The organism is Hyphomonas sp. (genome assembly GCF_041689225.1).
In the GTDB taxonomy this organism is placed as follows: Bacteria; Pseudomonadota; Alphaproteobacteria; order Caulobacterales; family Hyphomonadaceae; genus Hyphomonas.
This window is the reverse complement of record NZ_JBDNGN010000025.1, coordinates 16,058-29,239: the sequence shown is the minus strand read 5'-3', so window position 1 is coordinate 29,239 and position 13,182 is coordinate 16,058. Positions and strand designations below refer to the sequence as shown.

The following is a 13,182-nucleotide window of genomic DNA, read 5'->3' as shown; positions in this document are numbered from 1 at the left end:
GCCAACATGGGCCGCAACAGCCCGGCGAAAATCAAGCGAATACGAAACTGCCATCGACAAATCCTCCTGCCGAAAAGGAGAATCAGAGTTCGAAGCAAAAGGGAATCCCTCACGATTCCTTTTGTCGCGGATGTGCTTTAAGCCCGTCGCATCCGCGCGCGTGACACCCGAGACGTCCCTGCCTCTCCGCCGGAAAACCGCGCCGCGTATCGGCCTGTTCAATATCCGCCCTGTCGCCGATCGCGTGCCGCCCACGCCGCCCACAGGCCCGCGCGGCGTGTCCACGCGTGCACGCGTCTTGAAGCCGGACCTCACAACCGACGCGTTCCTGCGCCGCATCGCCCGCATCGAGGCGGCCATGGCAGATCCTGATACGCATGCGGTCCGGCTCGCCCGGCATCTCGCAACGCCTGAGCACAGACCAAAACCAGCGCCTCGGCCCAAGGCCCGGCCACGCCCGCCATCGCTCCGCGCGACCGCCTCGCAACGCAGCATTCTTTGCCTGCAACCGCATTGGCCGCAGGGCCATGTGTCTCGAAAATCAGAACTGCACAGCCGCCATGCGCGGCCGCTGGCGCCGGTGGAGATGAGCCTCCTTCAGAAGGTCAGCTCAGGCCCAGCGCCTTCAGCGCATCCGACACGCCTTGCATGCGCGGCTTCATGTCATCGGCCAGGTGCGCGTGCGTCGGGATGTAGAACAGGCCCAAGTCCATGCCCTTCAAGGCAATTTCCGCACACCGCTCCGGCATGATCAGGCCCAGTTCCGGCGGTGCCTTTGACGGGTCCGGCAAATGCTTCTCGATCAGCGCCGTATAGACCGCGCCCGGCATCAGCACATGCACGTCCAGCGGCACAGTGCCGCTGGCAAACTCGTCCCGCATCCATTCCGCCATGACCAGAACGCCATGCTTGGTCGCGCCATACAGGCCCAGCCCGTTGCCCTTGACCGCCGCCGGCACGCTCAGCGAATTCTCGGACCCCGTAATCATCAGCCGCCCCTCGCCGCCACTGGCTTCCAGCCAGCGCGCATAGGCCTGCGCCACGCGCAGGTTCGCGAACAGGTTCACCTCGAACAGGCGCTCGGCCCGCTCATCCAGTTCCTGCTTGAGCAGCCGCCGATTGAGACCGATCCCCGCATTCGAACAGACGAGGTCCAGCCGGCCCTGCCACGTGCCCGCATCATGGATCAGCGTGGCCGCCGCATCATGGTCAGCCATGTCACAGACAACCGCCAACGCGTCCGCGCCAAGACCGTCCGCCGTCTCCCGCACGCCGTCCTCATTGATGTCGGCGCAGACGACTTTCGCGCCGCGCGCCACCAGTGCCTGCGCCAGCGCCCGGCCAATGCCGGAGCCGGCCCCGGTCACCAGTGCCGCCTTGCCTTTATAATCGATCATGTGCGCCCTCCCCGGGCTCTATTCGTCAGCGAACTTGCCAGCGCGCTTTTGCAGTCCGGCCATCACGGCCTCGATCTGGTTCTTGCCACCCATCAGCTGATCCTGCGCAACAGACTCCGCCTGCAATGCCTCGGCATCCGACTTGTCGCCGATCTCGTTGTACAGCTTCTTCGCCGCCTGCACCGCGCTCGGGCTCTTCTCGGCAATCAGGCGCGCCAGGTTCATGGCGTCCTCATAGGGCGTCTCGGACAGCTTCGTCGCGAACCCGTATTCCAGCGCCTGCGTCCCGGAGAAGATACGACCGGTATATGTCAGCTCCCGGATAATATCCTCGCGCGCCAGCCGCCGCATGATCGCGGTTGAGCTCATGTCGGGCACAAGGCCCCATTTGACTTCCAGGATCGACAGTTTCGTCTCTGGGTGCACGATCCGGATATCCGCGCCCAGCGCCACCTGGAAGCCCCCGCCCAACGCGACGCCATGCAAGGCGGCAATCACCGGCACACGCAGGCTGTGCCATCCCCACACGGCCTGCTGCGCGCGGTTGGCAATCCCATGTGTTCGCGGCGTCAGTCCGCCACCCGCAACACTGTTCCCGCTCCGCTTACCCTCGGCCATCTTGCCGAAATTGCCCATATCGAGCCCCGCACAGAACGCCCGGCCCTGCCCCGAAAACACGACAACCCGCACCGACTTGTCGGCATTGATCTCGTCAGCCGCCGAGATCAGCCGCGAGAACATCGCGTCGTCCAGCGCGTTCATCTTGTCTTCGCGCACGAGGCGCACATCGGCGACGCCATTGTCGATGAAGATATTTATGCGGTCGGTCATCCTGGAATTCCTGTCCTATTATGATTCATCCTATGCCCCCTGACAGGCATACTCAACGTGTCGGCGCTCAGCGCGTGTCCATCAGGTTGCGCGCCACCACCATGCGGTGCACTTCCGACGGGCCGTCATAGATTCGCATGTTGCGGATACGCCCGGCAAACAGGTGCAACGGCATCTCTTTGGTCATGCCCATCGCGCCGAAACACTGCATGGCATTGTCGATAATCTCCTGCGCCATCTCGGTCGCATAATATTTCAGCATCGAGATTTCGGTCCGCACGTCCTTGCCGGTGTCCAGCCTCCACGCGCAATCATAGGCCATCAGGCGCGCGGCATGAATCTTGGCTGCGCCGTCGGCTACCCACCATTGCACCGCTTGGCGCTGCGACAGTTTCTGGCCAAATGTCACCCGCTGAGGGGCATAGTCGATCATCATGTCGAGCGCCCGCTGCGCCGCGCCGATGCACCAGGCCGCCATCTCCATCCGGCGCGTGCCGAGGCGCACCTGCATCGGCCCGAAGCCATCGCCTTCCTTGCCCAGCAGTTTCCAGCCCGGCACCCGGCAATCCTCCAGCACGACCTCATAAGTATACTCGCCGCCCAGCATCGGAATGCGCCGAAGCACATTGAAGCCCGGCGTATCGCGGTCAATCAGGAAAGCCGACATGCCGCCCCGCGCCCGCTTCACCGGATCAGTGATCGCCATCAGGATCGTGAAGTCGGCCTCCGCGGCCCGTGTGATCCATATCTTGCGGCCATTGATCACCCAGTCGTCGCCATCCTTCACCGCCTTGGTCAGCATGCCCGCCGGGTCCGCACCGGCACCCGGCTCGGATATGCCGATCGCCGAAATCGTCTCGCCCCGCGCATAAGGCTCCAGATAGGCCGTTCGCTGGTGGTCGTTGACCGCAGTCATCAGCATCCGCAGGTTCGGTGAATCCGGCGGCAGCGTATATTGCGCCACGGTCGAACCAAGCGCCTCGTTCACACCCACCAGCGCCACATGCGGCAGGCCCATGCCACCCGACTCTTCCGGGGCATCAAGGCTCCACAGGCCCATCTCTTTCGACACTGTGTCGAGCCGCGTCCGTTCGCCCTCAACAAGGTGCGAGCCTTGTCCTTCGGCATCGCGCGCCAGCACGCCAGCTTCCAGCGGCATCAGTTCGTCCCGCACGAAACGCTGCACGAGGTCGCGCAGCATCCGGTATTCTTCGGCCAGTTCAAAATCCATGACGCATTCCTCGTCCGTTACCAGCCTGCTTGTTCATGGGTTCAGGCCGGGAATTCCAGCCCTTCCATCGCGCCAGTACTGCGCCAGCCATTGAGGATGGCAAAATAGGCGTTCGATCCCGCCCCATAGGACGTGTTCTGCCGCGCCATGTTGCTCAGCTTGCCCTCATTATTGTAATAGCCCGGTGTGCATTCCTCGAGGAATTTCTCGCGCATCATCGCCTTGCTCACAATCTCGTCGACCCAAGCCTCTTCCGCCTCAACGCTCACTTCGAACACTTTCGCCTGCCGCCTCTCTGCTTCCGACACGAGATAGGCAATCTGCTTGGCCTGCTCGTCCAGCAGGTGCGGATAATTGGCCGTGAAGCCGGCCTGCGTCGTGCCCATGACGATCAGGTTCGGGAACCCGTTCACCAGCATGCCGTGCAGGCTGCGATAACCATCGGCCCAATGCTCCGACAATTTGCGCCCGTCGCGCCCGCCGACATCGTAGCCGGCCCGCCGCGTGTATTCAGTGCCGACTTCAAAACCGGTCGCATATATCAAGCAGTCGATCTCATACGTCTCGCCATTGGCGATGATTGCATTCTCCGTGATTCGCTCAACGCCCCGGCCTTGTGTATCGACCAGCGTGACATTGTCCCGGTTGAAGGTCGGCAGATAGCCGTCATGGAAACAGGGCCGCTTACAAAACTGGCGATACCACGGCTTCAGCGCCTCGGCGGTGGCCTTGTCCTTGACGATCTCGTCAACGCGGGAGCGTACCTGTTCCATTTTCTGGAAATCGGCAATCTCGGCCAGCTCGGCCAGGTGCTCCGGGCTGAGATCCTTGTTACCCTCCTGCGAGGCGATAAACAACAGGTTACGGATGATATGCGTCCAGCCATCCATCACCAGGTCCTGCGGCGCAAATCCGCCCGAGACCAGCGTGTTGAAATTCTCCATCCGGTCCTTGTGCCACCCGGCCTCCAGGCTTTTCGCCCAGTCAGAATCCGTCGGCTTGTTGTCGCGCACGTCAATCGAAGACGGCGTGCGCTGGAACACGAAGAGATGTTCGGCCCCTTCTGCGATATGCGGCACGCACTGCACCGCCGTCGCGCCCGTCCCGATAATCCCGACGCGCTTGCCCTTCAGGCCGGTCAGCCCGCCCGAGGAATCGCCGCCCGTATAATCATAGTCCCAGCGGCTGGTATGGAAGCTGTGCCCCTTGAAACTCTCGACACCCGGAATGCCCGGCAGCTTGGGCCGGTTCAGCGGCCCGTTCGACATCGCGACATGATCCGCCGTCATCCGGTCGCCGCGGTCCGTCTCGATCACCCAGACGTTCGCTGTGTCGTCCCAGTTCAGGCCGGTGATTTCAGTCTGCATGCAGGCCTTTTCATACAGGTTGTACTGGTTCGCGATGCGCCGGCTGTGTTCGAGGATTTCCGGCGCCTTCGAATATTTTTCGACCGGGAGATAACCCGTCTCCTCAAGCAGCGGCAGGTAGATGTAGCTTTCGATATCGCAGGCTGCGCCGGGATAGCGGTTCCAGTACCAGGTGCCACCAAAGTCGCCGCCCTTTTCGATGATCCGAATGTCTGCAACGCCGGCATCGTGCAGCCGCGCTCCGGCCAGCATCCCGCCAAATCCGCCACCAATGATCACGACATGTGTGTGATCGGTCAGCGGCGCCCGCTCGACCCGTTTGACATAGGGGTCTTCGATATAATGCGCGAAATCGCCCGCCATGTTGACGTATTGCTCGTTGCCATCGTCGCGGAGGCGCTTGTCGCGTTCTTCGCGATATTTCGCCCGCAACTCGTCCGGATCAAGTCCGAGCCCTTCAACCACATTGTCCAAGGCCATAGCGCGTCACTCCCATTGACTGCATTTCCGGGCACTTTCGGCCCATGAAATTGCGGAGACCGTCGCACGGTGCGAAGTCTCTCTCTGTGGCGAGTTTACCCGACTATTCCCCCCTGCAAATCTATTCCCTTGCGGAACCTGACGCGCTGTCTCTTGCGGCCCGGGCGCGAAAGGCGAGCGCATCACATCAGGCCCGACGGCTCCCACCCGGACAGTATCGCAATCTCGGCCCCGCTTTCCGTCTCTTCATTCGTCGACAGCCCCTGCGACAGCAGGCTTTCCCATGCCTCCTCGGCATCATCGGCAAAGTCGAACCGCTCGAGGTCCGTCTCTGCGATCACGCCTGCTTCGACAAGCGCCTCGAAATTCACGATCTTGTTCCAGAACGCCCGGTCATACAGCACGACCGGCATCTTCGGAGACTTGCCGGTCTGGTTCAGCGTCAGCAGCTCGAACAATTCATCCAGCGTGCCGAACCCACCCGGAAAGACAACCAGCGCACGCGCCCGCATCGCAAGGTGCATCTTGCGCATGGCGAAATAGTGAAACTGAAGGCACAGGTCCGGCGTGATGTAGGGGTTCGGCTCCTGCTCGAATGGCAGGGCGATGTTGAACCCGATCGTCACCGCACCGGCATCCTGTGCGCCGCGATTGGCCGCCTCCATCACGCCTGGTCCGCCGCCTGTGGCGATCACATTGGTGCGCCAGCCGTCATTCTCCGCCAGCGCCCCGCCGCGCGCAGAGGCCAACCAGCCAAACTCGCGCGCCGCCGCATAGACCCGCGCCTGCCATTCATTGCCATCCTCGCGCACGCGGGCGCTTCCGAACACGACAATCGTCGAGAGGATTTTCGACGCCCGCAAATGCTGCTCGGCCTTGGTATATTCCATCATGAAGCGCGCACCGCGCATGGAATCGCCCAGGATGAAATCCTGGTCCAGCGCCGAGAGGCGATAGGCGGCTTCCTGCTCGTGCTTGTTCATCCGGCCGGCTCCTTGTCCTATCGGCGCTCGGTCACCTCTGGTCGGCAACCGGGGCCATGCCACTGTCCGCGATACCGTGCGACCGCCGCGTTCCCGGCACCCTGATATCCTCGACAAGATCCTGGATATCCTGCGGCGGCGCCTTTGTTGCCAGCGATACCGCAATCCCGACCGCGAGCGACACGAACATGAAGACGAAACCGATCCCTTCCGGCGAAACGCCAAGGAACCAATCGGCCGCCCCCGCTGCCTTTCCGGCCCCGATCTTGAAGTGCCAGATATAGAGGAAGGTCGGGACGAGGCCTGTCAGCATGGAGGCAATCGCGCCTTCCCGGTTCATCCGTTTCCAGAAGATACCAAGGAAGATCACCGGGAACAGCGAGGCTGCCGCCAACCCGAAGGCAAACGCCACCACCTGCGCCACGAACGCGAGCTTGGCCGAATAGATGCCCATGAATCCGGCAGCGACCACAGCGCCCGCTGCCGCAAAACGCGCCACCCGCAGCTCGGTCTTGTCGTCCATGTCCTTGAACAGGGTTCGCCGGCACAGGTCGTGCGAGATCGAAGACGAGATCACCATCAGCAGGCCAGCCGCCGTCGACAGGGCCGCCGCAAGGCCGCCCGCAACCACCAGGCCGATTACCCAGCCGGGCAGGTTTGCAATCGACGGATTAGCGAGCACGAAAATATCCCGGTCGAGCTTGGTGACTTCATTGTCGGCACCGGCCCGGTACTGGATCCGGCCATCGCCATTCTTGTCCTCGACCGCAAGCAGGCCCGTCTTCTCCCAGTCTTTGAACCATTTCGGGATAGGCTTGCCGCCAGCCGCAACAATTGCCGCCGCCTCGGTGTCGTAATTGTCGAGACTTTCGACATAGGTCGACTCGTTCACCGTATCGATGAAGTTGAGGCGCGCGAATCCTGCCACTGCCGGCGCCGTCGTGTACAGGAGCGCGATGAAGACCAGCGCCCATCCCGCCGAGACCCGCGCCGCACCGGCACTGGACACAGTGAAGAACCGGATGATCACGTGCGGTAGGCCCGCCGTGCCGAACATCAACGCGCCGGTAATGGCGAACATGTCGAACATGGACTTGTCGGTGCTTGTATATTCCTTGAAGCCGAGATCGGTCACGACCTGGTTCAGCTTTGCCAGCATCGACACATCCTCGCCCTTCACATCGGAGATGAAGCCGAGCTGCGGGATCGGATTGCCGGTGATGATCAGCGAAATGAAGATCGCGGGCACAGTGTACGCAAAGATCAGCACGCAATACTGGGCCACCTGCGTGTATGTGATCCCCTTCATGCCGCCGAGCACCGCGTAGACAAAGACGATGCCCATGCCGACATAGATACCGGTATTGAACTCGACCCCGAGGAAGCCGGAAAAGGCAACGCCAACGCCCTTCATCTGTCCCGCAATATAGGTGAACGAGACGAACAGGGCGCAGATCACCGCGATCATCCGCGCGGTCGTCGAATAGTACCGGTCGCCGACAAAGTCCGGCACCGTAAACTTACCGAATTCCCGCAGGAAAGGCGCCAGCAACAGCGCCAGCAGCACATAGCCGCCCGTCCACCCCATAAGGTAGACCGAGCCGCCATAGCCCATGAAGGCAATCAGGCCCGCCATCGACAGGAACGAGGCCGCCGACATCCAATCGGCTGCCGTCGCCATCCCGTTGACCACGGGATGAACGTCATGGCCGGCGACGTAGAAGTCGTCGGTCGATGCAGCCCGCGCCCAGATCGCGATGCCGATATAGATGGCGAACGTGCCGGCGACGAAAATATAGGTCCACATTTCCTGTGACATCGCGCTCACCCCTTCACGCCGAATTTGCGTTCAAGTCGGCGCATCGCCACGCAATAATAGAAAATCAGTGCGACGAAGACGTAGATAGAACCGTTTTGGGCAAACCAGAACCCCAGCGGCGCCCCGCCGATCGATACCTGGTCCAGAACGTCGCGAAACAGGATGCCCGCGCCAAACGAGACTATGAACCAGATCGCGAGCAGGGACAGCGTCAGGCGGAGCACCGCCCGCCAATAACCCTTGCCGTCTATTTCAGCCGCATCTTTCGACATGTTCGTCCTCCCAAAGCCGTGTTCTTGTCGCACGAAGTCACCCGCACACTACACGCTGCACTGCCACGAAGCAGATGAACAGTTCAACTTTGGACTTCATCCTCGCCAGTCTCATCTCCACTTGTGCGATTGGCGCGAACATGTCGCCATTCGGCAAGGCCCCCGATGATCAGCCAGACAGACAGGACCAGCCCGCCGGCGAGGTAGACCTCGGCAATCCCCAGCCCCGGAGTCAGGATGGCCCGCGCCAGCCGCAGCGCGAAGGTCAGCCCCAGCAAAAGGCCGAGCGCGATCATGATATGGTGCTTCACGGTCCGTATCTTTCATGCCCGGCATGCACGGCGCACACCCTTAAAATACAGGCACTCATCCTAGACGCAGTCATCCACCATGGAAACTGTCAGCCATCGGCGAACGTGATCGTTTTTCCGTCCCTGACGACAGTCTCTTCGCGTACCGTGGCAACCCTGTAGGTCGGCAGCAGGACCGTATCGACGGCCACGAAGGCGACGTCTGCCTTCTCCCGTGTGAGCACGACGCGGACATAGCCCTGATGGAAATTGTCGGTCCAGCGCACTTCATCGAGCGACTGCGCAAAAACGCGGTCGAGCTTTTCGGCCGTTTCAGCGTCCCATCCGGATTCGACAAAATCCCCCGGCGAAGACACGCCCGCCGTGCCCAGTTCCAGCCCCATCGCTCGCCCCTCGCCGTCGTTCACCGTGTTCGACCAGAAACTGTGGCTGTCACCGGTCAGGAATAACAGGTCTTCCGCGCCAGCCTCCCGGCTCAGCGCATAGAAGGCTTCCCGCGCGGCGGGGTAGCCGTCCCATGTATCGGTATAGAAAGGCAGGTTCCATTTGCCTTTCCAGAATAGGTTCGGCCCGTCGCCCGGTGCCTCGCCCTTCGGTGCCTTGGCCGCGTCGATGCCAAGCGCGGCCACATCCGGCGTCAGCATCCGAGCGATGGGGCTGGCATTGCCGATCAGGCGCCAGGGCTCGCCCGCCGCCACGGACTGCGCCAATCCCTCGGCAAGCGTGGCCTCCATGCGCGGCGAAATCATCGTGCGCGCCGGATCGTTCATCACGTCACGCATGAAGGCGTCGCGGGTCTCCGGCGTCGTGATCGTCTCGTAATAGACGCTGTAATCAACCTGCTGCCCGCGCCCGGTATGGCGCGATTCCAGCGTTACCAGCGTTGCCAGGTCGCCGAACACGTAGGTGCGCCAGAATTCCGCCCGGCTGAAGCCCGGATCGGGCTCACGGATCGGCATCCATTCGTAATAGGCCCGGATCGAAGCGGCCCGTCGCGTTGCCCAGTCACCTTCGGTTTCGGGCTGGTGGTTCTGCGCGCCGCCGGTCCATGGGTTATTCGCACTCTCATGATCATCCCAGCAGGCAATGAAGGGATGCGCGGCGTGCATCGCGCGTGACCCGGCGTCCGTCTTGTACTGGGCATGGCGACGGCGATAGTCGTCCAGCGTGACGATCTCATGCACCGGCTCATGCAGGCGCCCGATGCTGGCGCCGGTTTCCGCGCCCCAGCTGTCAGCCCCGTATTCATAGATATAGTCACCGGTGTGCAGGACCACTTCGATAGCCGCGTCGCGGGCAATCGCGTCATAGGCATTGAAATGACCGAACGGATAGTTCGAGCAAGAAACGAGCGCGATGCCCAGCCTGTCCAGCGAACCAGCGGGCAGTGTTTTCGTCCGGCCGGTGGGCGAGGTCTCGCCAGCGGCGGTGAAACGATAATAATAGATCGCGCCCGGCGCGAGGCCTACCGGGATGACCTTGACCGTATGGTCGGCGGCCGCGCTGGCAGTGGTCTCGCCTTGCACGACGATATCCGTGAATTCAGGATCGCGGGCGAGGATCCAGCTGACAGGCTCTGTCTCGGAGGTCGACGTTACGCGGGTCCACAGGACGACGCTTTCGCTCTGCGGGTCGCCGCTGGCGACGCCGTGGGCAAAGGTAGCCGAACTGTCCGGAACGGTCGGGGATGTCTGTGGTGCCGCGCAGGCCCCGACAGTTCCTGCAGCAATCAGGGCGAGTGTCTGTCGGCGATCCAGTCTGGGCATGTCGGTGTCCTCGGCTTGGCCGCATGTTGCGGTCGTAAGATGGAAAAAGAAAATGAAAAAGGCGGACCCGCAGGGGCCCGCCTCTTCCGGATGCGATATTTCTAGAAGTCTGCCGTGACAGTGAACACAACCGTGCGCGGCGCCGAGACCCAGGCACCGCCGCCCGAAATGCCGCCCAGCCAGTCACCGTCGAACAGGTTGTTCACGGTCAGGCGGAACTCCACGTTCGACAGGTCGTCAGACAGCGCCGAGCCAGAGACACCGGCATACAGGTCGGCGTCGTAATAGCTCTCTGCCGTCCAGGTATTGGCCAGGTCCACGAAGCGGTCATCGACCCATTTCGTCGACAGGCCGGCAAAGAAGTTTCCTTCCCGGTAGTCGGCGCTGAGAACAGCCATGTTCTTGGCGATGCCGGGAACGTCATTGCCCACGATCGTGCTGGTGATATTGCCCGCATTGTCGATCTGGGTGATGCCGGTTGCCACATCCTGTGACACGACGCCCGAACCCAGGATCGTTGCATCACTGATGCTGGTATAGGACGCAAACAGCGACAGCGCATCATTGACGAGATACTCGCCCGAGAATTCGAAACCGCTCGACTCGATACCACCGCCATTCACGTAACCGCCATTCGACGCTTCGAGATAGTCGATGCCGTTGACCGTCTGGTTGGCAATCGCCAGCAGTCGGTTGTCAAAGGTCGAGTCGAAATAGACGGCAGAACCACGCAAGCGGTCGCCGACATAGCGCACGCCGACTTCGATGTTTTCAGATGTTTCCGGATCAGGCGTGCCGCCTGGAGCCAGGACTTCGAGTACCGTGTCCGGGATGGCCTTGAAGTTTTCGGCGTATCCGGCGAACATTTCGACGCCCGGCATGGCGCTTGGCGTCCACGCTGCGCCGCCCGAGAACAGGACATCGGAATCGGTCGATACCGAGAAGTTCAGCGCCGGGTCATTCGGCGTGAATTTGTCGACGCGTTCGATCTCATTGCTAAACTGTTTCATGCCGAGGCGGAACGAAAAGTCCGACACTTTCACGACGTCTTCGATGTACCATTTGAAGGTCGATTGCGGGAACTCACGGCTGTACTGCACCCAATAGGCTCTGGCGTCATATTCCGGGCCGACGCGTGTGTCATTGACCTGGTGCCAGTCGCGGTACTCGTACCGGGTGGCATCTTCATACCAGACGCCGCCGCGAACCGTGTTGTCGATGTTTTCGCCGATCTGCGTGTTCCAGTCCAGATCGACATAGGCCCCCGTGCGCTCTTTCTGGTAGTGTGTGTGACGATAGGACTGGAGAGCCACGGAACCAGCAGGGAAACAGGCCGGATCATATTCCGAGCTTGCGCCGCCATATGGAAAGGTAATCGACGAGACACAGCCGGCCGTGGGGGCCAGCGGCGTACCGGCCGGGTCAACGAATGACACAAGCGGAATGGTCGACGTACCGAACTGGCCGACATTGACCACGTATTGCGGAACCCAGTCGCCGCGCCCGTCATTGTCATGGCGGTAGACACCGGCCTCCAGGTTCACGCCTTCAAACAGCTCCTTTTCACCTTTCAGATAGATCAGGCTGTTCTCGCGCAGCGTGCCCCAGGCCTTGCGGTAGAGCTGGTCGATATACGGGATCCCGGTCCACTCGCCGGTCAGCTGGTCCGAATTCGGGTTGGCCGCAAAATCGTCCGGCGAGAAAAGGCGCTGGTAATTGTTTTCCCACGTATCATCGTATGAGGCGTAGGCGGTCCAGTCGATGCCGAACTGTTCCGTCTGCAGTTTAGCGGCAAAGTGATCGCGCGTATTGTCAGCCGTCTGGGTGACATGGTCGGTGGCCGACTGTGTCGACAGTGAGACCCAGAACTTGGTCTTGTTATCGGCCAGGAAGCCGCTGTCATAGCGACCGTAGAAGCGCTGCGAGTCGAAATCGCCCAGCGAGGCGGACACACGCACGCGGCGCTCGTCGAGCGGGTTCTGCGTGGTGAAGTTCAGCGTACCGCCCAGCGCGTCATTCGAGCGAGCCGCGATGTCGGCGGTGCCCTGCGACACCTCGATGGTGCCGGCGTTCTGAGTGTCGATAAAGCGGTTGGCCTTGGCGCCGCCGCCATAGTTCGACCCACCGTTCGGCAGGCCGTCGATCGTGATGCCGACCTGCTGCTCGCCGAGATTGTTCTGGAATCCGCGAACGGCCACGCCGGTCGACCAGTCATCAAAGCCGAACGCGTCGCCTTCCTGCACCTGCACGCCGGGCAGGTTATCGATCTGCGCCAGGATGCTCGTCACCGGCGACTGTTGCAGCGCCATCGCCTCCGTCGTCTCGGCCGACGAATAGGTCTGCTGCGCGCCGAGCACGACGATCGTCTCCAGCTCGCGCGCTTCTTCATTGGTTTCGACCGCGTCGTCCGCAAAGGCGGTTCCGAGCGCAAGCCCCATGCTGACACTGGCCAGAAGGCCAGCTTTCCAGATTGTATTCATGATTTTCCCCTCGCGGAATATGTGTGACCCAGGCCCGCACAAGTCTGTTCACGTTGGTCCCGAACCAACGCGTTTTGCCTCCCGGAATCCTGTGTCCGAAACGGTTTGTGCGGCTGTTGGAGCCAGCTACGACCTGTTGGTGACGCGCAGATGACAGTCGCGGACACGCCGCGAAGGGAAGCTGAAATTTGATAAATGGTTCACACAAGGTCCGGGCATTGAGGCCTTGCCGGGGGGAACTGTAA

General features: G+C 61.7%; 10 protein-coding genes. All 10 read right to left on the bottom strand.

The genetic code is table 11. From position 1 onward, the window contains the following. Positions 1-605: 605 nt before the first annotated feature. A complete protein-coding gene (locus tag ACESNB_RS02345) occupies positions 606-1,397 on the bottom strand; it encodes an SDR family oxidoreductase (RefSeq protein WP_373003233.1) in 792 nt (263 codons plus the stop codon). An 18-nt stretch (positions 1,398-1,415) separates the two neighbouring features. Further along, complete coding sequence (locus ACESNB_RS02340; RefSeq protein ID WP_373003230.1) at positions 1,416-2,228, bottom strand: crotonase/enoyl-CoA hydratase family protein; 813 nt, start codon at positions 2,226-2,228, stop codon at positions 1,416-1,418. A gap of 67 nt (positions 2,229-2,295) precedes the next feature. Further along, entirely contained in the window at positions 2,296-3,459 is a 1,164-nt protein-coding gene (locus tag ACESNB_RS02335) for an acyl-CoA dehydrogenase family protein (RefSeq protein WP_373003227.1), read from the bottom strand. Positions 3,460-3,500: 41 nt separating this feature from the next. After that, on the bottom strand, positions 3,501-5,306 hold the full coding sequence (locus tag ACESNB_RS02330) for a flavin-containing monooxygenase (RefSeq protein ID WP_373003224.1): 1,806 nt from the start codon (positions 5,304-5,306) through the stop codon (positions 3,501-3,503). Between the two features lie 182 nt (positions 5,307-5,488). Further along, positions 5,489-6,289 carry a TIGR00730 family Rossman fold protein gene (locus ACESNB_RS02325; protein ID WP_373003221.1) on the bottom strand — a complete coding sequence of 267 codons (801 nt, stop codon included), beginning with the start codon at positions 6,287-6,289 and terminating at the stop codon, positions 5,489-5,491. 31 nt (positions 6,290-6,320) lie between these two features. Beyond that, on the bottom strand, positions 6,321-8,108 hold the full coding sequence (locus ACESNB_RS02320) for a sodium:solute symporter family protein (protein ID WP_373003218.1): 1,788 nt from the start codon (positions 8,106-8,108) through the stop codon (positions 6,321-6,323). Positions 8,109-8,113: 5 nt separating this feature from the next. Continuing rightward, complete coding sequence (locus ACESNB_RS02315) at positions 8,114-8,380, bottom strand: DUF4212 domain-containing protein (protein WP_373003215.1); 267 nt, start codon at positions 8,378-8,380, stop codon at positions 8,114-8,116. Positions 8,381-8,463: 83 nt separating this feature from the next. Further along, positions 8,464-8,691: a hypothetical protein gene (locus ACESNB_RS02310; RefSeq protein WP_373003212.1), complete on the bottom strand. Its 228-nt coding sequence runs from the start codon at positions 8,689-8,691 to the stop codon at positions 8,464-8,466. A gap of 89 nt (positions 8,692-8,780) precedes the next feature. Next, entirely contained in the window at positions 8,781-10,457 is a 1,677-nt protein-coding gene (locus tag ACESNB_RS02305) for an alkaline phosphatase (protein ID WP_373003210.1), read from the bottom strand. A 101-nt stretch (positions 10,458-10,558) separates the two neighbouring features. Next, positions 10,559-12,937, bottom strand: coding sequence for a TonB-dependent receptor domain-containing protein (locus ACESNB_RS02300; RefSeq protein ID WP_373003206.1), 2,379 nt, complete (start codon positions 12,935-12,937; stop codon positions 10,559-10,561). Positions 12,938-13,182: the final 245 nt, after the last annotated feature.